General features: G+C 60.5%; 27 protein-coding genes and 1 pseudogene. 11 read left to right on the forward strand and 17 right to left on the reverse strand.

Annotated features, from left to right (window positions below):
* Nucleotides 1-27 precede the first annotated feature (27 nt).
* From V5N47_RS07945 to V5N47_RS07965, 5 genes are read right to left on the reverse strand one after another with little or no spacing between them, the layout of a single operon-like run.
* On the reverse strand, nt 28-759 hold the full coding sequence (locus V5N47_RS07945) for a GNAT family N-acetyltransferase (RefSeq protein ID WP_338726700.1): 732 nt from the start codon (nt 757-759) through the stop codon (nt 28-30).
* 25 nt (nt 760-784) lie between these two features.
* On the reverse strand, nt 785-1,177 hold the full coding sequence (locus V5N47_RS07950; protein WP_338726701.1) for a hypothetical protein: 393 nt from the start codon (nt 1,175-1,177) through the stop codon (nt 785-787).
* Between the two features lies 1 nt (nt 1,178).
* The gene (locus tag V5N47_RS07955; protein WP_338726703.1) at nt 1,179-2,843 is read right to left on the reverse strand and encodes an FAD-dependent monooxygenase; all 1,665 of its coding nucleotides are present in this window, start codon (nt 2,841-2,843) and stop codon (nt 1,179-1,181) included.
* On the reverse strand, nt 2,840-4,345 hold the full coding sequence (locus tag V5N47_RS07960; RefSeq protein ID WP_338726705.1) for an electron transfer flavoprotein subunit alpha/FixB family protein: 1,506 nt from the start codon (nt 4,343-4,345) through the stop codon (nt 2,840-2,842). Before V5N47_RS07960 ends, V5N47_RS07955 begins: the two co-directional genes overlap by 4 nt.
* Before the next feature lie 2 nt (nt 4,346-4,347).
* Nucleotides 4,348-5,208 carry an electron transfer flavoprotein subunit beta/FixA family protein gene (locus tag V5N47_RS07965; RefSeq protein ID WP_338726706.1) on the reverse strand — a complete coding sequence of 287 codons (861 nt, stop codon included), beginning with the start codon at nt 5,206-5,208 and terminating at the stop codon, nt 4,348-4,350.
* A gap of 278 nt (nt 5,209-5,486) precedes the next feature.
* Between V5N47_RS07965 and V5N47_RS07970 the strand changes: the two genes are divergently transcribed.
* Nucleotides 5,487-5,954, forward strand: coding sequence for a cupin domain-containing protein (locus V5N47_RS07970; protein WP_338726708.1), 468 nt, complete (start codon nt 5,487-5,489; stop codon nt 5,952-5,954).
* A 79-nt stretch (nt 5,955-6,033) separates the two neighbouring features.
* Here V5N47_RS07970 and V5N47_RS07975 read toward each other — a convergent pair whose 3' ends face one another.
* The 3 genes from V5N47_RS07975 to alaS form a co-directional block, all read right to left on the reverse strand.
* On the reverse strand, nt 6,034-6,738 hold the full coding sequence (locus V5N47_RS07975) for a type 1 glutamine amidotransferase (protein WP_338726710.1): 705 nt from the start codon (nt 6,736-6,738) through the stop codon (nt 6,034-6,036).
* Between the two features lie 82 nt (nt 6,739-6,820).
* Entirely contained in the window at nt 6,821-7,585 is a 765-nt protein-coding gene (locus V5N47_RS07980; RefSeq protein ID WP_338726711.1) for an alpha/beta hydrolase, read from the reverse strand.
* Nucleotides 7,586-7,637: 52 nt separating this feature from the next.
* On the reverse strand, nt 7,638-10,424 hold the full coding sequence (gene alaS, locus V5N47_RS07985) for an alanine--tRNA ligase (RefSeq protein WP_338726712.1): 2,787 nt from the start codon (nt 10,422-10,424) through the stop codon (nt 7,638-7,640).
* A gap of 354 nt (nt 10,425-10,778) precedes the next feature.
* Between alaS and V5N47_RS07990 the strand changes: the two genes are divergently transcribed.
* The 3 genes from V5N47_RS07990 (at nt 10,779) to V5N47_RS08000 (ending at nt 13,541) form a co-directional block, all read left to right on the forward strand.
* The gene (locus V5N47_RS07990) at nt 10,779-10,970 is read left to right on the forward strand and encodes a TspO/MBR family protein (protein ID WP_338726713.1); all 192 of its coding nucleotides are present in this window, start codon (nt 10,779-10,781) and stop codon (nt 10,968-10,970) included.
* A gap of 375 nt (nt 10,971-11,345) precedes the next feature.
* Nucleotides 11,346-11,627 carry a hypothetical protein gene (locus V5N47_RS07995; RefSeq protein WP_338726714.1) on the forward strand — a complete coding sequence of 94 codons (282 nt, stop codon included), beginning with the start codon at nt 11,346-11,348 and terminating at the stop codon, nt 11,625-11,627.
* A 1,050-nt stretch (nt 11,628-12,677) separates the two neighbouring features.
* Nucleotides 12,678-13,541: a hypothetical protein gene (locus tag V5N47_RS08000; RefSeq protein ID WP_338726716.1), complete on the forward strand. Its 864-nt coding sequence runs from the start codon at nt 12,678-12,680 to the stop codon at nt 13,539-13,541.
* A 12-nt stretch (nt 13,542-13,553) separates the two neighbouring features.
* Here V5N47_RS08000 and V5N47_RS08005 read toward each other — a convergent pair whose 3' ends face one another.
* On the reverse strand, nt 13,554-14,537 hold the full coding sequence (locus V5N47_RS08005) for a site-specific integrase (RefSeq protein WP_338726719.1): 984 nt from the start codon (nt 14,535-14,537) through the stop codon (nt 13,554-13,556).
* Entirely contained in the window at nt 14,534-15,073 is a 540-nt protein-coding gene (locus V5N47_RS08010) for a hypothetical protein (RefSeq protein ID WP_338726721.1), read from the reverse strand. Before V5N47_RS08010 ends, V5N47_RS08005 begins: the two co-directional genes overlap by 4 nt.
* Before the next feature lie 62 nt (nt 15,074-15,135).
* Here V5N47_RS08010 and V5N47_RS08015 point away from each other — a divergent pair.
* Nucleotides 15,136-15,474, forward strand: a pseudogene (locus tag V5N47_RS08015) (TspO/MBR family protein); the annotation flags it as partial.
* Here V5N47_RS08015 and V5N47_RS08020 read toward each other — a convergent pair.
* A complete protein-coding gene (locus V5N47_RS08020; RefSeq protein WP_338726723.1) occupies nt 15,471-16,448 on the reverse strand; it encodes a replication factor C small subunit in 978 nt (325 codons plus the stop codon). The pseudogene V5N47_RS08015 and the gene V5N47_RS08020 overlap by 4 nt on opposite strands.
* Before the next feature lie 136 nt (nt 16,449-16,584).
* Here V5N47_RS08020 and V5N47_RS08025 point away from each other — a divergent pair, with 136 nt between their 5' ends.
* Genes V5N47_RS08025 through V5N47_RS08035 form a run of 3 tightly spaced genes read left to right on the forward strand, consistent with a single transcriptional unit; the run spans nt 16,585 to nt 18,293 of the window.
* Nucleotides 16,585-17,694 carry a polymer-forming cytoskeletal protein gene (locus tag V5N47_RS08025; protein WP_338726725.1) on the forward strand — a complete coding sequence of 370 codons (1,110 nt, stop codon included), beginning with the start codon at nt 16,585-16,587 and terminating at the stop codon, nt 17,692-17,694.
* Between the two features lie 39 nt (nt 17,695-17,733).
* A complete protein-coding gene (locus tag V5N47_RS08030) occupies nt 17,734-17,931 on the forward strand; it encodes a ubiquitin-like small modifier protein 2 (RefSeq protein ID WP_338726726.1) in 198 nt (65 codons plus the stop codon).
* Nucleotides 17,931-18,293 (forward strand): GNAT family N-acetyltransferase, encoded by a 363-nt coding sequence (locus V5N47_RS08035; RefSeq protein ID WP_338726727.1) that lies wholly within the window; start codon nt 17,931-17,933, stop codon nt 18,291-18,293. Before V5N47_RS08030 ends, V5N47_RS08035 begins: the two co-directional genes overlap by 1 nt.
* Here V5N47_RS08035 and V5N47_RS08040 read toward each other — a convergent pair whose 3' ends face one another.
* The 4 genes from V5N47_RS08040 to larB all read right to left on the reverse strand — a co-directional run bounded on the left by V5N47_RS08040 (nt 18,294) and on the right by larB (nt 21,369).
* Nucleotides 18,294-18,470, reverse strand: coding sequence for a hypothetical protein (locus V5N47_RS08040; RefSeq protein WP_338726728.1), 177 nt, complete (start codon nt 18,468-18,470; stop codon nt 18,294-18,296).
* A 76-nt stretch (nt 18,471-18,546) separates the two neighbouring features.
* Complete coding sequence (locus tag V5N47_RS08045) at nt 18,547-19,920, reverse strand: phosphoglucomutase/phosphomannomutase family protein (RefSeq protein WP_338726729.1); 1,374 nt, start codon at nt 19,918-19,920, stop codon at nt 18,547-18,549.
* 57 nt (nt 19,921-19,977) lie between these two features.
* Nucleotides 19,978-20,214: a GIY-YIG nuclease family protein gene (locus V5N47_RS08050; protein ID WP_338726731.1), complete on the reverse strand. Its 237-nt coding sequence runs from the start codon at nt 20,212-20,214 to the stop codon at nt 19,978-19,980.
* Nucleotides 20,215-20,598: 384 nt separating this feature from the next.
* Nucleotides 20,599-21,369 (reverse strand): nickel pincer cofactor biosynthesis protein LarB, encoded by a 771-nt coding sequence (gene larB, locus V5N47_RS08055; RefSeq protein ID WP_338726733.1) that lies wholly within the window; start codon nt 21,367-21,369, stop codon nt 20,599-20,601.
* Between the two features lie 129 nt (nt 21,370-21,498).
* Here larB and V5N47_RS08060 point away from each other — a divergent pair, with 129 nt between their 5' ends.
* Nucleotides 21,499-21,666: a DUF1931 family protein gene (locus V5N47_RS08060; RefSeq protein WP_332897651.1), complete on the forward strand. Its 168-nt coding sequence runs from the start codon at nt 21,499-21,501 to the stop codon at nt 21,664-21,666.
* Nucleotides 21,667-21,744: 78 nt separating this feature from the next.
* On the opposite strand, the gene rpiA is transcribed toward V5N47_RS08060, so the two are convergent.
* The gene (rpiA, locus tag V5N47_RS08065) at nt 21,745-22,434 is read right to left on the reverse strand and encodes a ribose-5-phosphate isomerase RpiA (RefSeq protein ID WP_338726737.1); all 690 of its coding nucleotides are present in this window, start codon (nt 22,432-22,434) and stop codon (nt 21,745-21,747) included.
* A gap of 81 nt (nt 22,435-22,515) precedes the next feature.
* Between rpiA and glmM the strand changes: the two genes are divergently transcribed.
* Both glmM and V5N47_RS08075 read left to right on the forward strand, forming a co-directional pair.
* Nucleotides 22,516-23,820: a phosphoglucosamine mutase gene (gene glmM, locus V5N47_RS08070; RefSeq protein WP_338726738.1), complete on the forward strand. Its 1,305-nt coding sequence runs from the start codon at nt 22,516-22,518 to the stop codon at nt 23,818-23,820.
* A gap of 49 nt (nt 23,821-23,869) precedes the next feature.
* Entirely contained in the window at nt 23,870-24,580 is a 711-nt protein-coding gene (locus tag V5N47_RS08075) for an SDR family NAD(P)-dependent oxidoreductase (RefSeq protein ID WP_338726740.1), read from the forward strand.
* Here the strand turns inward: V5N47_RS08075 and V5N47_RS08080 are convergent.
* Nucleotides 24,577-25,701 carry an ORC1-type DNA replication protein gene (locus tag V5N47_RS08080; RefSeq protein WP_338726741.1) on the reverse strand — a complete coding sequence of 375 codons (1,125 nt, stop codon included), beginning with the start codon at nt 25,699-25,701 and terminating at the stop codon, nt 24,577-24,579. The two genes, V5N47_RS08075 and V5N47_RS08080, sit on opposite strands and share 4 nt — an antisense overlap.
* Between the last annotated feature and the right edge of the window lie 54 nt (nt 25,702-25,755).

The raw sequence follows: 25,755 nt of genomic DNA on the forward strand, positions 1-25,755 counted from the left end.
CTGCGGGAAACTCTCTAACAACCGCCGTCAGAGGCGGACAGCCATCATCACTTCGTCGATGTACGTGTCACCAAGCTTGTAGTGTTTCGCGCGCGTCGCCTCGATTTCCCAGTCGTGGGTTTCGAGGAACTGGATTGCGTCGGTGTTCGTAGACGGCACGGAGTTGTAGATCTTCTCGAAGCCGTTTTCTCCTGCCCATTCGAGTCCGCGGTGCAGGAGGTGACTCCCGATGCCGTGGCCGCGGTACTCGTCGATGACGCCCACGGTCAACTCTGCGGTGTGGCCGAGTTTTTCCAACTCAGGCGCGCTCAGATGCACCCAGCCAACGACCTCGCGGTTCACGCACGCGACGAAGAACATACGCGACTCCAACTCGTTGTGCCGGAGCAACACCTCCTCGTGGTCGATAACGTCCGCGACCGACTCACCGACGATGTAGGTTTTTTCCTCTGAAACCTGGCGAATCGCGCCCACCAGCCCCGTGAGGTCTTCTTGTCGGGCGGGGCGGATGGTGTAATCCACGCCCTCGTCGGTGAACTCCTCTTCTGTTCCGGCTTCGATGGAGACGAGCAGCTTGTCGTCGGCCACCTCGATGAGGCCGTCGCGTTTGAGAATGGCGATGTGGTGTTTGAGGCCGCTTGGGTCGACGCGAAGCGTTCGCTCTAGCTCTTTTGGCGTCACCGCGCCGTGGCTCTCGATGTATTCGTAGATGAGACGCCGGTCTTCGTGGCCGAACTCCAGCTTGTCAGAGAGTTTCATGACAAGCCTTACCACGCCGTCTTCCCTAATAGTTTTTCGTGATTGTTGACCGTCTCGTTGGCACGCCGGTGAGCAGTTGGGCTGTGTCGCGGATGTTGTCCGTCTTAAGGAGGAGCTCTGCAACCTCGCGGACGGTGAACTCGGCGTTCAACTCCACGCCGTAGCAGTGGGCATAGCAGTCGAGCCAGTCGTTCAGGGCGCGTTCGAGCAGCGAGAATTCGACTGCAGAAAACCGCACCTGCTCGTCGCCGGTTCGCGCCTCGATGTAGACGAGCGCGGCCGGTCCAACTCCCTCGCGGAGGTAGGTTAGGGCTCGCTCGTCGTCGGCCTCGCCGCGCACGAGCGTTGACGCCTCGCGGTCTGCGTGCGCCCGCTCTGCGAGCGTCGAGATGCGCTCCCAGTACGGCGAGTGGGACATCTCAGCCCCACTTGAACTCGACGCCTTTCTCACCGCGCGGGTGCTCCCACTTCGTCTCTGCAGCCACCGCGCAGGTGCCACACTCGATACACGGTTGGGTGTCGAGGCTCACGATGCGCTCTTCTGTGCCGTCTACCATTATCGTCTCCTCGCGGTAACAGCCACCGCCGAAGTCCATCGCGCTCACCGGACACGCCGTGACCGCCGCCCCGCTCGCTTCGAGCGAGTTGTCGAGCAGCTTGATGTGCGGGTTGCCCACATCCGTGTCGTAGGTGAGGTTCCCAATCCGGTCTGCGAGCGACGGCGGCGTGACCTCGCTCTCTGTGCTAACGGGCGTCCCGAGTTCTTCTGCAATCACCGTTGGCAGCGTCACGTACGGCGTCTGCGTGTCCGGCACCATCATCGAGAGCGACGGCGCAGAGTAGAGTTTCTCGAGTCGGCCACCGAGCGCGCGGATGCCGAGGCGACCTACCGGCGAGGTGAGCAACCCATCGAGGATGCCCTCTGCCGGGCCGTTTTCGCCGACTCGTCGCGCCACCTGATAGCCGCGCGGGCGGAGCTTTTTCATCACGCCTTCGTCGTAGAGTTTGTCGGTGTAGCGTTGGCCAACCGCCTCGATGTCGCCGCGTGCGCGTGCTTCTGCGAACGCCTCTGCGGCGAGCGCGCCTGCGGTCACGGCGTGGTTCATGCCCTTGATAATCGGTCCTTGGGCTTGCATCTGGCCCGCAGCGTCGCCAACGAGCACGAGGTTGTCCTTGAACGGGGACGTATGAGCCACCTTCTTCGAGTCGGGGACGAGTTTCGCGGAGTATTCGAGTTCCGTGTAGTCGTTGCCGAGCCAGTCTGCGAGCAGCGGGTGGGTGAGCAGGTTGTCGAGCAACTCGTGGGGCTCTGCGCGCTCTTCCATGAGCGAGTCCAAGTGGAACACCGTCCCGATAGACAGCGACTCTTGGTTGGTGTAGAGGAAGCCACCCCCGCGGACGTTGCCAAAGAGGTTGCCCGAAAACAGGTGGGCAATCCCCTCGTTCTCGCTAACGCCGAAGCGTTCTGCGATGACGTCTGCAGGCATCTCTGCGACCGCTTTGACGCCTTGGAACCACTCTTCGGGTTCGTCCCAGTCCATCAGCCCCGCCGCACGGGCGAGTTCCGAGTTCACCCCGTCGGCGGCGACGATGAGGTCTGCGGTGATGGGGTCGAGTTCGTCGCAGGTGACGCCGATGATTTTCCCCTTCTCGCGGAGCAGGCCGTTTACGCGCACGCCGGTGAGCAGACCGCCGCCCGTCTCGCGGGTCATCTCGTGGACTCTCCCGGCGAGCCACGAGTCCATCTTCCGCCGGAGCACCGCATCAGACCACTCGGTGTCGTGTTCGTGGAGGTCGGTGATGTCGAACGACTTCACCTTCTTGCCCGCGATGTTGTGGAGGTGGTACTCCGTAATCGGGCGTTCTGCGGCCTCTGCGCGGAAGTCGGGGAAGAGGTCGTCTATCGTGTACGGGGCCGATTCCTCCGCGTAGAGGAGGCCACCGGAGACGTTCTTTGACCCGGCGTCGACGCCGCGTTCTAAAACGAGTGTTTCGATACCGTTTCGTGCGAGCACCGCGGCCGCCGCTGCCCCACCGGGGCCAGCGCCGACCACGACTGCCTCATAATGTTCGTACTCAGTCATTGTGCGTCACCGCGTCCGTCCGCGAGTGCTTTCAGATTCAATTCGCCGCTTTCGAGTGCTGCTGTCAACTGCGGGAGAATCTCGAACAAGTCCCCCTCGATGAAGTAATCAGAGAAGTCGCGAATCCGGGCGTCGGAGTCGGTGTTGATGGCGATAATCGTCTCTGATTGGTCGACGCCGACTTTGTGCTGAATTGCCCCGGAGATGCCCGCCGCGATGTACAGCGGCGGTGCAACCACCTGTCCGGTCTCACCGAGTTGGCGCTCTTCTGCAACGTACTGTTCGACGTGGCCGCCGACTTTGTACGAGGCCGTCACCACTCCGCGCGAGAGGCCGAGGTCTGCATCGTCGAACTGTTTGACGAGGTCAAGCGCGAGTTCGATGCCCTTCGTCGGGTCTTTCCCGATACCGCGACCCACCGCGACGATGACCTCGCGGCCAGTCAGGTCGACGCCTTCGTCGAGTTGGTCGAACTCCGTGACGTGTACCTTGAACCAGTCGTCTGGTAACTCGAGGTCGTGGTCGACGATGAGGCCAACCCGGTCTTCGTCCGCCTCGGGGACGGGGAAACTCCCCGGAATCACCGACGCGCCTTGCGGGTGGAACTCTCTCGTTGGGTTGTCGAGACAGAGAATCGTCGAGTACTCGAACCCGCTGAAGTCGGGGCGTTTCATGTGCAACACGCGCTCGAACTCGACTTTTACACCGGGTTCGCCCGTCTTCACGGGGTTCGAGATGAGTTCGTCCGTGATGTAGAGGTCAGAACAGTCGCTCGCAAGCCCGCTGTCGAGTTCGGCTTGCACCATCGCAGAGAGGTCGCGCCCGTTGTTCGTTGCCGGGAACAGGAAGTACCGGGGCTTGTCGTAGTCGCGCCAGTCTGCGTCCTCCCGACTCATGTCCGAGACGAGTTCGGTGTACGGTTTGTGCTGGAAGCGTTCGAGGCGTTCGTCCTCGTGGTATATCGCCACGTCCGCGCCGTAGGCAATCACGTCGTCTGCGAGGTCGCTCGCGTTGTCACCAATGACGACGCCGACGACCTGTTCGTCCGTGTCGTACTCCTCGTTGTACTCGTCCATCAGCTCGCGAGCCTTCCCGAGCATCTCCTTCGACACGTCGATGAGCTCGCCCGCCTGCGTCTCACAGTACACCCACATGTCGCGGTAGGTGCCGCCAACGAGCGCGCGGACGTGCTTTTTGTCCACCGTCGGGTGTTCGAGTCCCTCCGGTAAGTCCTCCGCGAGCTCAATGAGGTCGATGGCACGCTTGGCTTTCTGGCGCTCTTTCGCGCCTTCCGGTTCGGCTTGCGCCTCGGCTTCGTCTGTCTCGTCCGCCGCTGGTTCGCCAACGGCTTCCATACGGGCTTCGATGGCGGCGAGTGCGGTCGTTCGATTCTTCCCGTCTTTCTCGGCTTCGAGTATCTCGGCTAACGCTGCGGCGTCGTCTACGTCCGCGAGTTCGGCTTCGAGTTCCGGAACCGTGTGGTCGTTTGGGTTGAGCGCCATGATTAGTCCCCCGCCGCGAATGCGTCCATCACGTCAAGCACTTCTTTCATTCCCTCTGCGTCCGTCGCCTCGACCATCGTCGCCTCGCGCTCTGCGGGCGCTTTTGGAATCGGGTCAACCGAGGAAACAATCGTTGGCGACCCATCGAGACCGATGAAGTTCGGGTCTAAGTTCAACGCGACGTGGTCCCAGACCGTAATCGCGTTCTCTGCGTTTTCTGCGGCCTCTGCGCGTGCTTGGGTCTCCTCGCGCAGGTCTTTGAACACCAATCGGTGTTCGGCCCGTCGATAGCTCGGTTCGAACTCGGGGTCCATCACGATGAACGCCGGCAGGTCTACCTCGACGGTCTCTATCTCCTTGATGTCGCCTTCGACGAGGCGCTTTGCGCGAACGCGGCCTTCGTCTTCGTCCACGTCGAGCGCAACGACGTGGGTGATCATCGGCCAGTCAAGACACCACGCCGTCTGGGGGCCGGTGTGGCCTGTCTCACCGTCTGCGGTTTTGAACCCCGCGAAGATGAGGTCTGGTTCGCCGAGTTTCTCGATGCCCGCGCTGAGCGTAATCGCGGTCGCCCACGTGTCTGAGGCGGCCATCTCGCGGTCTGAGAGCAGATACAGGTCGTCCGCGTAGACGTCTCGCATCGCCTCTACGAGAATGCCTTGGTAGCCCGGTGGCCCCATGCTCATCACGCTGACGCGGCCGCCGTGTCGGACTTTCGTCTGCATCGCCGCCTCCAGTGCGAACTTGTCGTTCGGATTCATCACCGTCGGCGTCTTTCCCCGTTCGAGATGTCCCTCTTCGTTAAAAGAGACCTGTCCCTCCCGGAAATCAGGAACGCCTTTCGTAAGAACAATTGAGTGCATTGATATCGAACCTCGTGACTCTTCGTCTCATGTTACTCCTACCTCATGGTTTATTATTATGTCGGGGCGCCAATTGGACTGGCGGGTGCCATTTTCACCCCTTACCAGAACACTATTCGCGCGCCTACCCGTCTGTATCCCATGAATTCAGTCAATGAAGACGACGTAGACTGGACTGAGAAAGCGCACGATTCCACCCGATTTCGCCGCCGCCACCTTGGAAAGGCGGCCGGGAGCGAGCGCTAGCCTTTTTGGTTCTCGACCCCCGCGTTCAACCCATGCAAAAGGTTCGCATTGCCGAGCTAGACCGTCGAATGAGTCCCGCAAGCCGCCGCGTTCCCGTCGCAAAGGCACTCGAAACCGAGGGCCTCGCGCTCAACTACTTCGAACTCGCCCCCGGCGAGAGCTTCGCCTTCGGCTATCACTGCCACCACGACCAAGAAGAGGTGTTCTACGTCCAAGAGGGCACGGCGACGTTCGAAACCGACGACGGCGAGATTTCAGTCGAGGAAGGCGAGGCAATTCGCTTCGCCCCTGGCGACCACCAGCAAGGGTTCAACCACACCGACGAGCGCGTCGTCGCCCTCGCCATCGGGTCGCCCAAAGAGTCGACCGACATCGACCTCTACGGCGACTGTGAAGACTGTGGCGAGCGCACCCCGCAGAAAATCGAGATGGTCGAGACCAAAGACGCCCTCGTCACCGTCTGTCTCGAGTGTGGCGAACAGACCGGCCGGTACACGTAAGGTCGACTTTTAGTTGCTCGCTGGAGACGGACCCGCCGTCTCAAACATTGTGCATAAAATCCGTCCCACCGTCACTTGCCTACCGACGGGCCGGGGCGCGCGGAATATCCTTGACTTCGCGGACGTAGTCACAGAAGTTCTCGAAGACGAGTTTCGCCTGTTGGGCGCGGGCGTAGTTTTCCTCGGTGATGCCGTCCATCACCGCTTTGCGCTTCTCGTCGGTCAGGTCTTTGCTCTCGGTGAGCAGGCGGGCGGTCTCCATGTCGTACTCGGGGTGGAACTGCACGCCAAAGCTGTCACCCACCTGGAAGCCGTGGACGCCGTAGCCGTTCTCTGCGGTGCGCGTTGCGCCCGGCGGGAGTTCGGTGACGGCGTCTTGGTGGGAGGTGAACGCGAGGAACGCTTCACCAATGCCGGCAAACAGCGGCGAGTTGTCGAAGTGGGTAATCTCTCGATACCCGATTTCGTATTCGCCCATGCCTTCGACCGTGCCGCCGAGGACGTCTGCGACCAACTGGTGACCGTAACAGACGCCAAGGGCGGGGAGGCCGCGGTCGATTGCCTCGCTCACCCAGTCTTTGAGCGGCTGAATCCACGCCTCGTCCCAGTACACAGACGAGCGCGACCCGGTCACGAGAAACCCATCGAAGTCGAAGCTGTCGGGCAGTCTGCCTTCGGTGGCGTGAAACTCAACGAGGTCTGCGTCCACTTCGCGCCGAAAGTTGCGCTTCGTGTCCGTGTCGTCGTGGGCAGCGTTCAAAAGGGCGAATCGGAGCCGAGTCATTATTGCCTAGGACGCGAGCAACCGTTTAGTGCGTTACGCTCCCCAGCGTTTCTGCCGGGCGTCTGTGCGCCCGAGCCACCGATTATCGTGCTTCGAGAAACCCGAGCAGCTCGTCGTTGACGACCCGCGAGTGTTCAACGTGACAGAGATGTCCGGCACCGTCGAGTGAGAAAAATTCGCCCTTCGGTAAGCCCTCGGCCAGTTGTTCGCCTCCCGAGACGGGCCACACCGCGTCGGCCGTCCCGTGGCAGACGAGTGCGGGAAGCGTTAGCTCGTAGAGTGCGCCCGCATCAAAGCCCTCGATGGCGGCCTGCTGGGCGGCCCAGCCGTCCGGCGTCGCGTCTTCTGTGCGCCACTCGACCAACTGGTCGATGGTGCTGTCTTGTTCTTTGAAAAATTCGGCCGACAGCGCGTTCGTGAGCGCGTCTCGAAGCGCCACCGGGTCGTCGCGCGGTGCGGCGAGCGGCGTCGTATCGATGTTCTCTCCCGTCGCGGCCGTGCAGAGCAGACACAGCGAGCGCGCCCGCGAGTACCGCCGGGCGTAGTCGAGCGCCACCATCCCACCGAGTCCCGCCCCAACGAGGTGGGCGTTCCGCGCGTCGTGGGCGCGTAGGACGGTTTCGAGGTCGTCTGCGAGCGTTTCAACCGAGTACGGGCCGGGGGGCGCATCTGAACGCCCGGTTCCGCGATGGTCGTAAACAATGGTTTCGAACGGCCCGGTCAGGGCGGCGTGTTGCCAGCCCCACTGCCACGCGCCGTAGCCCGCGTCACCGACGAACGCGACCGTCTCGCCATCTCCGGCGGCGCTGGAGACGAGCGTCGTGCCGTCTGCAGGTGTCACTTCCATGGCTGGCACTCGGCAAGCGAGTGTAAAGAGAATAGCGACCGCGAAGCCTGCGTTACGCGTTCAGGACGTTTTTCAGGACTTCGGGCGCTTCGTCAAGCGCGTCGTCCAACTTGTCGGCGTCCGGGCCGCCACCTTGGGCGAAGTCTGCCGGACCGCCACCGCCGCCGCCGACGCGGCGGGCGAGTTCGCCGACAACCTCACCGGCGTTCACGTCCACGCCGTTCGGGACGGCGACGACGAACTGCGCGCCGGATGCGCCACTGCCGAGGACGGCGATTTTCCCGTCTTCAGCGAGGGCGTTCGCGGTCGCTCGGAGTTCGTCCATGTCGGCGTCGATGCGCTGGACGATGGCGACCGCGCCATCCGCAAGTTCGATTTCCTCGCCGCCCGCGCCGCCGCTGGCGCGAATCTCGGCGAGCTGTTCTTTCAAGTCCTCTATCTGCTTGCCGCGGCCCTTCCACTCCTCGAAGAAGCGTTCTGCGGTCGCAGGCACTTCCTCGGGGCTCACGTCGAGGATGTCGGCGGCTTCGTAGAGCGAGTCTTCGTTTTCTTGAGTCGCCTCGATGGCGGCGTCACCGGCGGCGAAGACGAGGCGCTCGACCCCGTCTTGGACGCGCTCGGTGGTGAGAATCTTGATGGCGCCGATGTCGCCGGTTCGGGCAACGTGGGTGCCACCACAGGCCTGCACGTCGTCTGCGACGTAGATGAGGCGGATGTTCTCACCCGGCGGAATCCCGCCTTGATACAGGTCAAAGCCGTGTTTGCTCTCTGCGTCGTGACGGTCTGGCCACTCCTGTTTGACCGGCGTGTTGTCCATCACGATTTCGTTTGCAAGGCGTTCGATTTCTTTAATCTGCTCGCGCGTGATGCGGTTGTAGTGCGTCACGTCGATGCGCGAAGAGGTGATGCCCTTCTGGGCACCGGCCTGACGGATGTGCTCGCCGAGCACCTTGCGCGCGGCGTGAATCACGACGTGGGTCGCGGTGTGGTGGCGCATCAGCCGACGGCGGCGGGTTGTATCGACCTGCCCGCGGACGAACTCGCCCTTGCCGGGGTCGTCGTCGGTGCGATGGAGGACGACGCCATCGACGATTTGCACGTCCGTGACTTCGACGCTCACGTCGTCGGTCGCGAGCGAGCCGCGGTCTGCTGGCTGGCCCCCACCCTCGGGGTAGAACATCGTCTGGTCTAAGACGACGTCGTAGCCGTCTTCGCGCTCGAACACGTCGATGACGACGGCTTCGAATTCGGTGCGCTGTTGGTCTTCGTAGTACAGACGGTCTGTTTTCGGCAGTTCCGAAAGCCGGTCTTCTGGGGACTCGTTGCCTTCATCTTCGTCCTCGAACGCCTGCTCGCCGCCGTGGCGCGAGGCCACGAGGCTGTAGAAGTCGTCGGGGACATTCACATCTGCCCCAACGTCAAGGGCAATCTCTTCGACCATGTCCGGCTGGATGCCGTGGGAGTCGTAGAGTTCGATGAGTTCGCGCGTCGGAATGGGCTCGCCGCTTTTTGCATACTCTTCTGCGAGTTGGCGGACACGACGGCCGCCGCGTTCGAGCGTCTCGCGGTATTTCTCGACTTCCGTCCGGACGATGTCGCGGATGGTGTCGCGGTTGCGGTAGCCAAGGCGCTCTGCCTGCATGTCAACGAGTTCATCGAGTGGGGCGTCGATGCCGACGTTGTCCACGAGGCGCTTGGTGCGCCGAAGCACCATGCGCGTCAGATAGCCCGTCGAGACGTTCGAGGGGACGATGCCGTCGCCGAGCATGTACGCAAGCGTCCGGCAGTGGTCGGCAATCGCGTAGATGTCCTCAAGGGGCTCCATCAGCTCGACCAATTCGGTCGTCGAAACGCCGATGTGGTCTGCGATGTTGTCGCGGGCGGATTCCATGTCCTCTGCCTCGTCGATGTCCATGTGCCCCGCGAGCTTCGCGGCGCGGTGGACGATGTCTTCTTGCCCCTCGGTGAGTTCGATGTCCGCGTTCTCTTTCAAGAACGCAATCATGTCGGGGTAGACGGCTTCGTACACCGTTGGCGTGCCCTGACTGACCCACGTCCAGCGCTCTAAGCCGTACCCGGTGTCCACGATGTACGTGTCCATCTCGGAGTACGTGTTGCCGTCTTTCATCTCGTAGTCGCCGTCTGGGTCCTGTTCTAAGGACATGAAGACGAGCGTGGCGAGTTCGACACCCTTGAAGATGACTTCGAACGCGGGCCCGGCGTTGCCGCCGCCAACCCACGGGTCTTCGATGTAGGTGATTTCGACGGGGTCGACGCCGAGCGATTCGAAGAACTGGTCGCAGTACGCGACCGTCTCCGATTTCCAGTAGACTTCGCCCTCGTAGGCGTACGTGTCCCCTGCCTCCTCTTTGGCGTTGAAGGCGTGGTGGGCCATCATCTCGAACGCCATCGTATGGCGGCCGGTTTTGCCCACGTTGTCGATGTCTTGCATCCGGATGCACGGCTGGCTAATTGTGAGTGGATTGGCCGGTGGCGGCGTCTGCCCGCTCGTGACGAGTGGTTGGAAGTCGTAGATGGATGCTTGGGTCAACAGTACGTCGTCGCGCCAGCGATTCGCGGCGACGGGATAGGGGTCGATGCGCGTGTGGTCGTTTTCCTCGAAAAACGAGAGGAACGCCTCGCGCATCTCCTCTAAGGTGTATTCGCCGTCGAACCCGGGGTTGTCGATGAAACTGTACTCAGCACACGGCGGCTCACCACAGGTCTCGCGAGACCCATCTCGCGTCCAGAAGTGCGCCCCGCACTCAGAGCACTCCAGTCGGTGGAAGTCCTCCGTCTCGAAATATTCGAGACGATACTCCGCTTCGAGGTCGCTCATTCGTGTCCACAACTGGCCTGTGTGCGCGTAAAACAGTTCCGCATACTCTCTCGGAACCGGACAAATCGACAGGTAGCGCACTCGAGACGGGATAACTGCGCGGTCACCTCAGCGTAACCAACTTACCGTTTCCTTACCTCGGGTATTTATCGTGTCAATAGTTACCACACCACTGGGAGTTGCCCGAATCCGCGTCTCGTCATATCGTGTTTGTGTCACGCTGGGTATCGTGGGTACTCCTCCACCCTCCAGGTGGCCATCGGCAACGCGGGTATCCCCCACCCGTTTGCCGTGGACTATGGAATTTCCCCTCTCTCCCCTTTCCTCAAAAGCCGTGAGCACGTACTGTCAGCTATGGACACTTCCAATCGTTCGTCGCTTCCGACTCGACGTCCGTATAGCACCCTCGCTGGAGCGATTCTCGTCTCTGAACTTCTCGGCGCACTCGGAACCGTGTTCACCGCGTCGCAAATCAACACGTGGTACGCAACCCTTGCCAAACCCGCGTTCAACCCGCCAAACTGGGTGTTCGCACTTGGCCAGTAATACTCTGTATAGAAGCATCACTCCCAACCCACCTAGTTCTATCGGTTTATTCGCTTTTTTATAAACCACTGAATTCCGCTCTACATGATGCCTGCCTACCCGACACTGAAGATATTGGAAAAATCTGGTCAGGCATATGGAAAAATGAAAATATCTAAAATGTTGGAAATCCCCATGAGCCTCGCCCCGAGTTGTCCTCTCGTTGTCCCCTTTAAGTAGTCCGGCGCATATAGTATATATATGACAGATGAGGACAAACGAAATCCGACTTTCTGACGAGGAGAAAAGACGACTAACCGAATATCGAGAACGAGAGTTCCATGTGACTGTACCGTATGGTTACGTAATATCAGAACTTTTACACGAGGTGGGCCGGTGACCGTTGACTACTGTGTGGCCGTGTCTGACGATGTGGCCGAGAGACTTGACCGACTTGACTCAGAGCAGGTTGAAGTCGCGCTCATGGAAACTCTCAAAGAACTTGCTCAGAAAGACGCAGAAGTCTCTAGGGAGCAAGACGAACTCCGTGAGCGGATGAACTTACCTCCGAGACAGCAGGGTTCTGACTCCGCTGAATTGGGTCTGAGCGCTGAGCAGAAGCGCCAGCAATTGCGTGAGTTCCTTCGTGGCAACCGGAAGAACGGCATAGGGAAATAGGCAGGTGAGGCAACGTGGTGGCTCTGAGTTGCGCTCTCTCAGAGCGGGCTTGCGCGAGGGTGTTGTCTCTGTCATGTTGACTACCATTCATACGATGGAGAATTCCGAGCTATATCAAATTTTTGTAACGATGTACCCGTATGCTAGCAGAAAAATTCAGATAGTAATGAGAGTGGTTGGCCTTCGGGCGTCAGGTGAGAGTAGTGGCTGAGATTCCTGAGCGTCTGCCCCTATTCGAAGATAGGCAGTCGATTGAGTTCTGTGGACAGTCATGGCTTGACCACGGAGACGCACTCGCGGCCCGCCTCTCCGAAAAGTCACCGCATATCAATCAGAGTGACAAGACCATGCGGTTCTCGGGGGCATATGGAGGCTTCCTCTATGCCCGAGTCAACACCGTGGCACGATTCTGTCTGGACGAGTTCGACGACCCACATACTGTCTGGATTTCGCTCAAGGCGTCCGAGAAGGCACCAGACGGAAGGTGGTATCATCCGCTCCGTCACGACGATGGATTCCGTTCTGATGCGGTGAGGGCGGCACTCCATAGGGCGACACCAAAGGCCGAAAACTACGCAGGTCTATGGGTTCATGCTCCTCGACGGACGTGGTACTCCCATCGGCACTATGCTCTCTGGATTGATGGTGCCGCTCGTGCCAGCGATTTCGAGAAGGTGATTGATTCCCATGTGCGGAATCATCCAACTGCGACGAGGGAGGGACACCCATACGAGAAGGCAATCCGGCTTCGCTCTGGTAATGAATTGGTGCGAGCGACGGCACCGAGAGGGAATCACGAGATGGACGAATCTCACGGCGCTACGACGACGCTCACGACAGAGGTGGGCAATAACGTGCCAGAACTCGGAACGGACCCAGATGTCCGCTCAGGGCGCTCCTGCGACTTCTGGTGGGCCGCTATGATGTGGGCCGATGATAGGATTCGATATAGTCCACTCGGGAGGTTTCAGGAAGTCGCTGAATTAGCCAGAGATAATTCTTAGGATAGGGGCGGTTCATTTATACTATTTTAGACAGTATTTTTGATACATGAGTGAGCAGGAGGCGACAAAAAGCACAACGGATGATGAATCCAGAGAGTCAGATTCGCCTCGAAACAGCCAACCCATCATATCCTCATTCACGATTGAGGAAGATGTAGTCAAAAGGTATGAAGATTCGATGGATTGGGTGGTCAAAACACGTGAGGTTCCAATGATGCTTTTTGGAGGCGTTTATTTCATAACAATGATGCTTGTATTTGTATTCATTATATTGTTGAATACATCTGCAACATTGGTCGAAAACGTGGCGGGCGGATTGGTAGTCATAGGAGTTATTGGAGCATTTATTGCATGGCTCATCAAATACGTGTCAAAAAAGAGTGCTAAAAAGCAAAATGTCACTCGGGATGAGGCAGTCTATCACCGGTTTGCGAGAGCGATGGATGAGTACGTTAACAGGAATACTAAGTCATCAATGCAGGAGTTTCAATCAGGTGTAAAAATGTTTGATTATAAAGATGAAAAGCCATTCTCTCCCGCATTCTCTACTGAATTGGAAGAATATAACGAACGAATACAGGAAGACGATGGAGAAGAATTCTATAATCGAACATTTTCTCAAGTGCTAAACAGGCTGACTGACAATATGAGTGACATAGAGAACGCATCCCTTGAATATCTGTATGTAGAGGCTACGAGTCTTGAGCGCTCAGATGGGTACACCCTCAGAGAGATATTGAAGTCATACTTTTTCGATAGCATCGGAAGTCGTGCTGTCAGAATAGTACTCCCATACGTGTTTGTAGCCCCCGTCATTTATGCCATATACACATTTGACGAACGAATAGCATCAATAACAGCAATTGTACTCGTTGCCATAATTCAAACGTATAATAATCCAGAGGAATAGGGAGAGATTCTGTTACTCCGAATTTGGTCCCTTCCGTCTAAACTCCTCTAATACGTCGTCTTGTGCGCCGTGTAGGTAGTTGTCCACAGTTACAGAGATGTCGTGGTGGCCCATCGCTTCCTTAAGATAGTAGACGTCCCACCCCTGTCGAACGCACTCCATAGCAAACGAGTGACGTAGGACGTGCGCGGTTATTTCGTGCCGCTCGTTCCCGTTCATATCTGTTCCGTAGGCACGTTGGAGTCCAGCATTTTCAGCGGCTATACGCACCATCCCATTCAACCGATTGCCCGACAGATGGAGACTCCGACCAGTTGGGAACAGATACTCAGATTCATCAGCCATCCCAACACTTTCACGCTGTACCTCAATCCACTGGCGCATCAGGAAATCGATTGAAGGCTGATAACGGACCTTCCGCGAAGTATCTGATTTGGTGTCTGAGACGCTCAACACCCGTGTATCGAGTTCTACGTCGGAGAGGCGGAGACGGCACAGTTCGCCCCGACGCATACCTGTCTGAAAGAGCAGTCGGATGATGAGTTCATTCCGTAGGGTCGGTGTTGGGACATGGCTAGCCAGTTCTTCAACTTCGTTCGGCTTGAGGTAGAATACTCGCTCATTCGTCTCTTGCTGTTTCGAGGACTGCTGGCTCATCCGTGTCCACCTGCCCAACTTGACCGACTCAGTAGGGTTGGACGAAACCTCGGCATCAATTCGACCTGCCTCGGAGTATTTCATCGCTCGCTTGAAGAACGTAGAGAGGCCCGCCTTCCGTACTCTGACGGTAGAGGGAGAATACCCCTCATCAAGCATATGCTCAAAGTGTTCCTCAACATATAGAGAGTCAGCCTCGAAGATACTCCGCTCACGCTCGTCCATCCAATCGCGGAACCGAGATACGTGCCGGATGTACTCAGAGGCCGTTGAATCAGACTTCTGTTTATCTATGCTAGTGACGATGCTGTCGTATGCTTCTGTCTCTGAGAGAGTCATTCTCGCTTCCAGTAGTACCGCATTTTCGCCGGACCAGCGCTACTACGCACTTGGTCGGTCAAGTCAGAAAGCCGGTCAAGAGCGTCCTTGACAGCATCCAGATTATCGACTCCAAGATTATCGGCCACATCCTCTACGGTCATACCGTATTCTGGCGGTTGTGCGGGTGGGTCAAGTCGGGTCGGTCCATTGGGGCCTTCGATTAGTTCGCCTTTCGGCTCTGTCGGTAGCACGGCGAAGGCAGCCTGCTGGTAGTCCATTCCACTCGCTGCCATCTGCTCGCGCTCAAGAGCCTTTACCCGCGTCTGGACTTCATCGAGGCCGTTCTCTATCCGCGTAAGTGCTTCAAGCACCTCGGTAGATACCTCGGATGATTGTTCCTGTCGAGATGGCTCACGTCCTTGAATTTCACGAGTTACGGCCAGCCGAATCAGGTGGCTCAAGTTATTGGCATTGGGGTGTTCCTCGACGAACTGTTCCCACTCCTGCTTGCGTTCGGGCGACACCCGTAGATTCACTTGTTCCCAATCTGTCATAGTTTGGTATCGATTGTTGCGTTCATAGTTTTGTCTATACAGAGTAATGCTGGTGTAATACTAACTGGGTGTTCGGCCCGGTCTGGACGACGCTGTTCGCGCTCATGGGTGCCGGCGCGTGGTTCGTCTGGCGAGCGGGCTTCCACAGACGTGCCGTGCGTGTCGCACTCGCCGCGTTCGCCCTCCAGTTCGCACTCAACATCGGCTGGTCTGCAGCCTTCTTTGGCCTCGAATCGCCGCTCCTTGGGCTGGTCACCATCGTCGCGCTCTGGGTCGCCATCCTCGCCACCATTACGCTGTTCGACCGCGTCGACCGCCGGGCGGCGCTGTTGCTCGTGCCCTATCTACTCTGGGTGACGTTCGCCGCCGTCCTCAACTACGAAATCTGGCGACTCAACTAGTCGTGGAGTGCAAGCGAAGCCAGCAGTGCCTCTAACTGGACGCGCTCGTTTGCGCCTGCGGTAATCCGGTAGTCGGCTTCGCCAATGCGGTCCATCACGCGAACGGCGTCCTTGTCAGACAGGCCGAACTCCCACACCGAGCGGTGGAGTTGGTTGATGATGTCGCCGCCCGCGAGCCCTTTTTCGGTGAGTAACTCATCGAGCGTCGAGCGCGCAGCGGTGAAATCGCCGTCGAGCGCTTTCATGACCATCTCCTTGATTTCCTCGGGGCGGGCGGTCGAGGTGATGGTGAACACGGCTTCCTCGTTCACTTCTTCGCCCATGACCGCGGCGGCTTGGAGCGCGTTGATGGCCTTGCGCATGTCCCCGTCTGCGGCGTAGACGAGCGCTTCGACACCCTCGTCGGTTACTGGAATGCCCTCGGTTTCGGCGATGATGCGCACCTGTGCTGCCACGGCGTCGTCGTCGAGGGGTGCGAAGCGGAAGACGGCACACCGCGACTGGATGGGGTCGATGATGCGCGAGGAGTAGTTACACGAGAGGATGAAGCGCGTGTTGTTCGAGAACTGCTCCATCGTCCGGCGGAGGGCGGACTGGGCGTCAGAGGTCAGTGAGTCGGCCTCATCGAGGAAGATGACGCGGTAATCGTAGCCGCCGAAACTCGCCCGCGCGAAGTTCTTGATGCGGTCGCGCACCACGTCGATGCCACGTTCGTCTGAGGCGTTCAGTTCGAGAAAGTTCTCACGCCAGTCGTCGCCGTAGAGTTCGCGGGCGATGGCGACCGCGGAGGTGGTCTTGCCGACGCCTGCTGGCCCCGAAAACAGGAGGTGTGGCAGGTCGTTTTTCGCCACGTAGCTTTTGAGTCGCCCCACGATGTTCTCGTGACCGACGACATCGTCTAGGGTCTCCGGGCGATACTTCTCGATCCAGATTTCCTCGCGTCCGGCCCGCGATTCAGTGTCCGCCTCGCTCATGGCCGAAGTGAGGGGCCATCGGCTTGTAAACGCTCCGAGACTCAGGTGCATTCGAAAAGAGACGTTTCAGCTCCTAAGAGACTCTGTATTGCACACAACGCACTTTATCGTCTCCTCTGGCGTACTTTTAGCCACAATGAGGGTACGGGTGGGAACACACAGACACATCCTTGCGGCCTTGCTCACGCTTATCGTCCTGTTCGGAGCGATTCCCGGCGTCGTAGCGGCCGAAACGCGCACCGGCGGCGACGTGACGATTGGAGCCGGCGAGACCATCAACGACAACCTCGACATCTTCGCAGGCAACGTCGTCATCAACGGCGACGTAAACGGCGACGTGAACGTGTTTTCGGGGAACGTCGTCATCAACGGCGAGGTGACCGGCTCCGTCTCAGCCTTCGCGGGCACCATCACGGTGAACGGTGACGTCGGCGGCGACGTGGCAGCCTTCGGTGGAACCACCACGCTCGGGCCTGAGGCGACCGTCGGCGGCAACTTCGAAACCGGCTCCGGCTCGACGGTCGTGAACGGCCAAATCGCCGGTGACGCGCGCATCGACAGCGACTCTATCGTCCTCGGCTCGACCGCCGCCATTGCGGGCAACCTTGAGTACGACGGCGAGCTCAACCGCGCGCCCGACGCGACGGTCGGCGGCACGGTCACGCGCAACGCCGGACTCGGGGTCGGCCCAGTCGTTGACACGCCCGACACGGGCTTCTTCGACGCGACGTTCACCATCTACGGCTTCCTCGTAAGCTTCCTGCTCGGCGCGGTGTTGTTGCTCGTCTTCCCGAAGTTTTCGGGCCGGGTTTCAGACGCCGCGACGACCGCCCCGCTGCGCTCGGGCGGCGTTGGCCTGCTCACGCTGCTTGGCGTGCCCATCGTGCTGGTGGTGCTCCTGCTCACCATCGTCGGCATCCCGCTCTCGCTCGCGGGTATCTTCCTGTTCGCCGTCGTCCTGTGGGTAGGTACCATCTACGGCCGCTACGCCATCGGGACGTGGCTGCTTGACTTCGCGGGCTACCCGAACCGCTGGGCCGCGCTGTTCCTTGGCCTGCTCGTGGTCGCTTTGGGCGCGCGCATCCCGTTCGTCGGCGGCATCATCTCATTCCTCGTCCTCCTGCTCGGGCTTGGGGCGCTCGCGCTCACGGCCTACCGCACCTACCGCGGCGAGAAGACGCCACCGGAACCGCTCGTCGAGGGCGAACCCGACGACACGGGCGACACGTGGGTGCCGCCGACGTAACGCGACACGTTTAGGGCGCGTCCGGCCATGTTTCACGCCATGCGCGTCACGGTCGAAGTCGTTGGCGAGGACACCCACGAGGTCACACTCGAAGACGGCACGTACGCAGACCTCGTGGAGGCAGTGGGCCTCAACGTCCACGAAGTCTCGGTGTTAGTCGATGGCTCACTCGTCCCCGAAGACCAACCAATTGACGCAGCGCGCGTCAAAATTCTCCGACTCATCAAAGGCGGATAATGCGCGTCCGGCCTGCCACCGTGGATGAACTGCCGACGGTCATGACCATTTTAGACGGCGCGATGCTCGAAGCGGACGCCACTACCGTCCGTGAAAAGTGTGACACGCGGGAGGCGCTCGTCGCCGTAGACGACGGGCGGATTCTGGGCGCACTCATCCGCTCTGGCCAGAAAATCGACGCCGTGGCCGTCCGCCGCGCTCGTCGTGGGCAGGGCATCGGCCGGTCGCTCGTGGACGCCGTAGGCGAGGACGTTGACCACATTGAAGCCGCGTTCGACGAAAAAAATCGACCGTTCTACGCAAAACTCGGCTTCGAGATTGAAGAACTCGGAGGCGGGCGGTTTCGCGGCGTCAAACGCTAATCACGTACTCGCTGTCGCGCTCTCGCTGTTTTTAACGTACCATAGAAGAAGCGAGAGACTCCCCACCGCGGCGAGCGCCGCAACCCCTGCCTGAATCGTGTTTTGGTCGATGAAAAACGCAACCGCGAGCGCCGCATAGAGCAGAAACAGGACGAACAGGAGTCGCAAGTGGTTCACCCCGCTCTATTCGCTGTGTGAGCATATTACCGTATCGTGCTGTCATGTTCGCCTGTAACGGCGCTTTTCGGGCGGTTCAGACGAGCGGTTCGACCAGTTCTCGGCCTGCTGCGAGCAGTTCAGCCACGCGCTCGTCGCTGCCCGCTTCTGCATACACGCGCAGTTTCGGTTCCGTCCCCGAGGGACGAACCAGCAGCCACGACCCGTCTGAGAGGAGGATTTTGAAGCCGTCTTTCGAATTTACGTCTTTGACTGCCACCCCGGCCACCGTCTCGGGAAGGTCGCCGTCAAGTGCTTCGAGTACTCGGGCTTTCTCCGAGTCAGGGCAGTCCAGACTAATCTTGTTCTGCCGAATCTCACCGTGCTCTGCGAGCAGGTCCGTGACGCGCTTGTCGAGCGATTTTTCTGACTCGGCGACCGCCGCGAGCAGCGCCATCAGCACGCCGTCTTTTTCGGGGACGTGCCCGCGGATGGAGAAGCCGCCCGACTCCTCGCCGCCCATGAGGGCATCCGACTCCTGCATTGCCTGAGCGACCCATTTGAATCCGACGGCGGTCTCGACGACTGCTTGGCCGTGAGCTTCGGCAATCCGGTCGATGAGGTAGGTGGTCGAAACCGTGCGGACGGCCGGGCCGGAATCCGATTCGAGCAGATAGTCGTAGATGGCGGCGAAAAACAGGTTCGCGCTCAGGTAGCCCCGTTTTTTGGTGACGATGCCGATGCGGTCTGCGTCGCCGTCGTTCGCCACCCCGAGGTCGGCTTCACCCGATTCGACAACCTCTGCGAGCGCTTGCAGATTTTCGGCGTTCGGCTCGGGGGACGTCCCGCCGAAGGTCACGTCGCGCGCTCCACGCAGGCGGATGACCTCCGCACCGGCGGCTTCTAAGAGGGCGTCGGTGACGCCGCGCCCGCTGCCGTGCATCGCGTCGTAGGCAATCGTGAGTCCCGAGAGGTCGCCCGAAACGAGGTCGAGCGCGTGGTCGCGATGTGTGCTGACGAAGTCCACTTCTTCGACGCTGCCGTGGTCGGCGTCGGGGAGCGCGATGGGTTCTGCGAGATTGGAGACGATTTCGTCCGTGACGCCGGGGAGTGCGGGCGCGCCGTCGTCGGGGATGAACTTCACGCCGTTGTACTCCGGGGGGTTGTGGCTCGCCGTGACCATGAGCGCGCCCGCGAGGTCTCGCTCCACGATGTTCCACGCGACGACCGGTGTCGGGCAGTCGCGCGGCGGCATCACCACGTCGAAGCCGTTTGCGGTGAGCACGTCGGCGAGTGCGTCTGCGAACCCACGCGAGGTTTCGCGGGCGTCGTAGCCGATGGCGATGGGGCGCGTTTCGCCCTTGTCTGTGAGGGTGGTGGCGACGGCTTGCCCAACCATGCGCACGCGCGGCGTGGTGAACACGTCGAGGGTGGCGCGCCACCCGTCGGTGCCAAATGAAATCTTGTCCATACGCTTCACTCCGGGTGAGGGGTGAAAAATCTCGCTGCTATCGAGCCGGGAATTTACTCACTCAAGCAATCGCTCTTTTTGTGTCCGGGAAAACTGCTTGATTTCGTACTCGCGGCTCATCGCCCGTGACTTCGACGCGAACTGTTCTGTGTGGACGAGTTCGACGGGGCGGCGCCCGCGCGTGTACTTCGCCCCGGTTCCGGCGTTGTGTTCTTCGACGCGACGTGTCACGTCGGTCGTATAGCCCGTGTAGAGCGACCCATCTGCGCATTCGACGACGTAGACGTAGTGCATCTAATTGAACGAACGAAACGAAAACCCGTAGCGATTTCGGCGAATGAGAATGGGGGTAGGGAGGAAAACGCGCCGAATAATTTGTCTCTAGACGATACGAATCTGCGATTTATCTGGCGGGTTGTCGATCCGCACGGGTCTTGGATGCCTCCGCAATTCCTGCGTTCGCTGAGCAGTTCGGACATGCGTTTACCTGTCCACTCTCGTCTGCAAATACTCGAGCGAAGCGATCAGACACGTGGGAGCCACAGTAGTTGCACTCTGGCATTATACGCGCCGGCACTTGTCTACCGGCAGGATTCGTTCGTGGTCAAGGTAGATATACTCTTGCACGATTCTTGCCCAATTCTCACGAGAATCGCACACTCCTCCGGTTGAAACCGGTTATCCCTGCCGACTCCGGGCAGAGTGGAGCCGTCGTGCAATCAATCCCGCTTGCGCCCCTGCAACAAAGCCCGCATCGACGTTCACGGTTGTCAACGCCGTACACGACTGCAACATGCCGAACAGCGCGGCTTCGCCATCGCCACCAACACCGTAGCCAGAGGCGATGGGCAGGGCAATCACCGGCACGTCTACGAGTCCCGCAATCACCGTCGGAAGGGCGCCTTCGCGGCCCGCGGCCACGATGAGCACGTCGAGTGCGCGCAGCTCTTCTAAGGTGTCGAACAGGCGATGGATGCCCGCCACACCCACGTCGTCGATGCGTGTTACGGTCGCACCCATCTCGCTCGCAATCGCCGCCGCCTCGCCCGCTGGGCCGCCATCTGCGGTTCCTGCTGTTACGACGCCGACCGTCGCGTCCAGGTCACGGCGCTCGAAGCGCTCTGCGTGCGCTCTGAGTACGCCCGCCCGCTCATCGAACGAGAGCGTTCCGGAGAATGCCGGGCGAAGGGTGGCGCGAATCGCATTCGCGTCTTTGCTGGTCACTCTGGTCGCAATTGCTCGCCCCGTCGTTTCCAGTGCAGTTTCGACCAGCGAACAGATTTCTGCGGTCGTTTTGCCCGTCCCGTAGACGGCTTCCGGGACGCCGCTTCGGTGCTCGCGGGCGGCATCAAACCGCCCGACGTCGTCGGTGGCGTACCCTGCTAACTTGGCTTCTGCGGCCGCAACACTGAGGTCGCCCGCCGCGACGGCTTCTAAGATGTCGCGCATACCCCCTCGTTTACACTGGAAGCGCACCTAGTTATCGACTCGAAACGGGGGTTTGTCGGGGGTAGGGACCTTCTTCCACCGAGTCCATTTGAGAAACCTTATAAACGGTGATGGGAAACAGAAGTCCGTATGGCAGACCTGATCGTCAAAGCCGCCGTCAAGGAAGCGCTCGATGACATGAACGTTGCGTCCGACTTTTACGACGCACTCGACGAGGAAGTCGCAGAGCTTCTCGAAGACGCCGCACGCCGCGCCAAAGAGAACGACCGTAAGACGGTCCAGCCGCGCGACCTCTAAATTCGGATAGTCTCTCTCCCGCTTTGGGGGAAAATCAACCATTCTTTCACACCCCACACCCCTGAGCCACAGCGCCGCTCAGAACGACTGTTCTTCGACGCCCGTCTCCGTGCCGACGAACGCGGCGTCTGCGAGATTGATGAACAACCCGTGTTCGACCACGCCCGGAATCGCGGCGAGGTCGAGTGCGAGCATGGCGGGGTCGCGTATCTCACCGAAATCGCAGTCGAGCACGAGGTTGCCATTGTCCGTGACGACGGGGCCGTCTTTGCGCGCTGCTTCGCGGAGGGTGGCTTCGCCGCCGACTTTTGTTGCAATTTTCTCGGTCACGACGGTCCACGCCTCGGGGATGACTTCGACGGGAACTGGATGGTCGAGCGTCTCGACCTGTTTCGTCGTGTCTGCGACGACAATGAACCGCTCTGCGGCCGAATCCACGATTTTCTCGCGCGTGTGGGCCGCGCCGCCGCCTTTGATGCAGTGGCGACCGGCGAGTTGGTCTGCGCCGTCGATGGCGAGATGGACGGTGTCAACCGCGTCGAGTGAGGTGAGTGGAATCCCCACACTTAGCGCAAGCTGGCGCGACTGAAACGACGTGGGGATGCCCTGGATGTCGAGGCCCGCGTTCACCGCTTGGCCGAGCGCGCGAATCGCGTGCGCGGCCGTCGACCCCGTCCCGAGGCCGACGACCATTCCGTCTGTGGCTTCTGCCGCGGCGCGTTCGCCCGCGCGGCGCTTTGCGTCATCGCTTCCGCCGGTCGTTTTCATGTGCGCACCATAGACGTGGGGAGTCAAAAAGCGCCCCGTCCGGCCACGCCCTTTTTATTTCCGTACTCCGTCGCCAGTATCATGTTTGGAACGAGCGGTATTCGAGGCCCCGTCGGTGAGGTTGTGACCGCGGACCTCGCACTCGCCGTCGGGCGGGCACTTGCCGCCGAAGCCGAGAGTGTCGTCGTCGGCCGCGACCCCCGCGAAAGTGGTGAATTTTTGACTGATGCGTTGGTCGCCGGCCTGCGCGAGAGCGGCACCGACGTCATCGACATCGGCCTCGCCGCAACGCCAACCGTCGCCCGTGCCGTCGCGGGCGAAGACGCAGACGCTGGCGTCTCGATTACTGCCTCCCACAATCCTGCTCCTGACAACGGCATCAAGCTCTGGAACCCCTCCGGGCAGGCGTTCGACGAAGCCCAGCGCGAGGCCATCACCGAGCGCATCCGCGACGACTATTTTGCCCCCGTCGGCTGGGAGGGCCTTGGCAAGCGCCACGAGAAAGACGGCGCAGAACGCCACACCCAGACGCTCGTCGACGCCGTTTCCCTTGACGAGCCGCTTTCGGTCATCGTGGACGTGGGCAACGGCGCAGGCGGCGTCACCGCAGAAGCACTCGCTCGCCTCGGTTGTGAGGTCGAAACCCTGAACGCCCAGCCGGACGGCCGCTTCCCCGGTCGCCCGAGCGAGCCAACCGCCGAGACCTGCGAATCGCTCTGCCAGCTCGTCGCTGCCTCAGACGCAGACCTCGGTATCGCCCACGACGGCGACGCAGACCGCATGATGGCTGTCACTGGCAACGGCGACTTCATCTCCGGAGATATGCTCCTCGCACTGTTCTCGCTCGACGCCGCGGGCGAGGGCGAGCGCGTCGCCGCGCCCGTGGACACCAGTCTGGTCGTCGCAGACCTGCTCGCAGAACAGGGCGCGTCGCTCACGCGCACCAAAGTCGGCGACGTGTACGTCGCAGAACGCGCCACAGAACCCGACGTGGTGTTCGGCGGCGAACCCTCTGGGGCGTGGATTTGGCCCGAAGAAACCCTCTGTCCAGACGGCCCGCTCGCCGCGGTTCGCCTCGTGGAACTCGCAAGCAAGCGCCCGCTCGCCGCCCGCCTTGCCGACCTCGAACCGTATCCGATTCGCCGCACCAGCCTCGAAGTCGAGCGCAAAGACGAACTCATGGCCGCCATCGAAGCCCGCGTGCTTTCGGAGTTCGATGATGTCCAGACCCTCGATGGCGTCCGCGTTGACCTCGGTGATGCGTGGTTCCTCCTCCGGGCGTCTGGCACCCAACCGCTCATCCGCGTCACCGCAGAAGCCCGCGACCCCGCCCGCGCAGACGAAGTGTTCGAGCGCGCGACCGGCATCGTCACCGACTCGCAGTAACCGTCTTTGGGCACGAACTGTTTTCTCCTCACGAGGAAACTACCCACCAATGGGTGAGACGGTAGTCATCGCCGGTGTCGGCCCCGGACTCGGGGCGGCGCTTGCGCGCAGGTTCGCGGTCGAAGGGTGTCAGATTGCGTTGTTCGCACGGTCAGGTGACTATCTCGACACATTGGCCGACGAACTCAACGCGGCACCCGGAACGGTTCTTGCCGTCCCCGTGGACGTGACCGACCCCGACGCCGTGACCGCCGCCTTCGCTACCGTCCGCGAGGCATTTGGCCCGGTCTCCGTCCTCATCAACAACGCGAGCGATTCGGCGTGGAAGGGCGTCAGAGACATCTCGCTTTCTGAGTTCGAACACGCGTGGCGGGTCGCTGCCGTTGGCAGTCTGCTCTGTACGCAAGCCGTCCTTCCCGATATGCTCGAATCCGGCAGTGGAACCATCATTTTCACCGGCGCAACGTCTTCGATTCGCGGGCGAGAAGGTGCGGTTGGCTTTTCGGCCGCCAAATTCGCCGTCCGCGGCATGGCCGAATCGATGGCCCGCGAACTCGGCCCGGAGGGGATTCACGTCGCTCACGTCGTCATCGACGGGCGAATCCGCGACCCGTCGGTCTCGGATGCCGATGTCAACGGCGACCCGTATCAGTATCTCAATCCAGAATCGATCGCCAACTCCTACTGGCACTTGGTGCAACAGCCCCCCGACACGTGGACGCTCGAACTGGACGTACGCCCGCACGTCGAAACCTTCTAAAGCCGGTCTAAGACGGCTTGTGCGTCGTATTTCAGCGTCAACTCGCGCGAGCGACCGCGGCCTTCGACGTTCGTATAGCGCGCTTCGATGAGGCCGAGTTGGTCGAGTTTGTTGATGAGTTCGGAGTAGCGCGTGTAGCCGAGGTCGGTCTCCTCGTGGAACGACTCGTAGACGGCTCCCGCCTGCTCGCCTTCGTGTTCTGCAATCACCTTGATGAGCGCGCGCTCCGGTTCTGAGAGCCCTCTGAGGCTCCGCGAGAGGTGGATATATTTCGATTTGTCGTAGGCGGATTCCACGTCCTCGCCCGTGACGACGCGGCTTGCGCGCATCTCGGCGTTCAACCCCGCGCGGCGCAGGAGGTCAATCCCGACGCGCAGGTCGCCCGAGTCGGCGGTGAGTGCGGCCACGCGGTCTAACACGTCGCCTTTGATGACGCCCTCGTGGAAGCCGGGTTTCGCGCGGTCTGCGAGGATGTCGCGAATCGCGGCTTCGTCGTAGGCCGGGAAGAACACCTCCTCGGGGCGGAACACGCTCTGGACGCGGCTGTCGAGCTCTTCGATGACGTCCAGACTGAGGTCTGAGGAAATCACCACGACGCCGATTTTCGCCCCGGCGTGGGCCTCGTGGGCGCGCAGAAGCGAGTAGAGCGTGTCCGACGCCTCTGATTCGTAAAACAGGTAGTTCACGTCGTCGAGCGCGACCACGAGCACCTCGTCTTCGTCAACGAGGTGGTCGGTGACCTGCCCGAACAGCTTTTTAAAGGAGATACCGCTTGAGGGCGGTTCGTAGTCGAAAATCCCCTGGAAGATGCGCGAAAAGACGGAGTAGCGCGTCGAATCCACCTGACAGTTGACGCGCACCGTGCGCACGTCGGTTTCTGCGTTGAGTTCCCCGAACAGGCTCTGGACGGCGGTCGTCTTGCCGGTTCCGGGCGGCCCGCGAATCAGGACGTTCAGCGGGCGCGACCCCCGCACCGCTGGCCGGAGTGCGTATTTCAGACTCCGCATCTGCGTCTCGCGGTGGTGGAACACTTCGGGGACGTAGTCGATTTCGAACACATGTTCGTCTCGGAACACCGACTCATCCCACGAAAGCATCCCCCCGTCGGGGTCATCAGCCATCACTTTCACCGTGCCTGTGACGCTACTTAACTGTTCGCCAAATTGGGGTTTATC

Source organism: Haladaptatus sp. DJG-WS-42, from assembly GCF_037198285.1.
Classification (GTDB): domain Archaea; phylum Halobacteriota; class Halobacteria; order Halobacteriales; family Halococcaceae; genus QDMS2.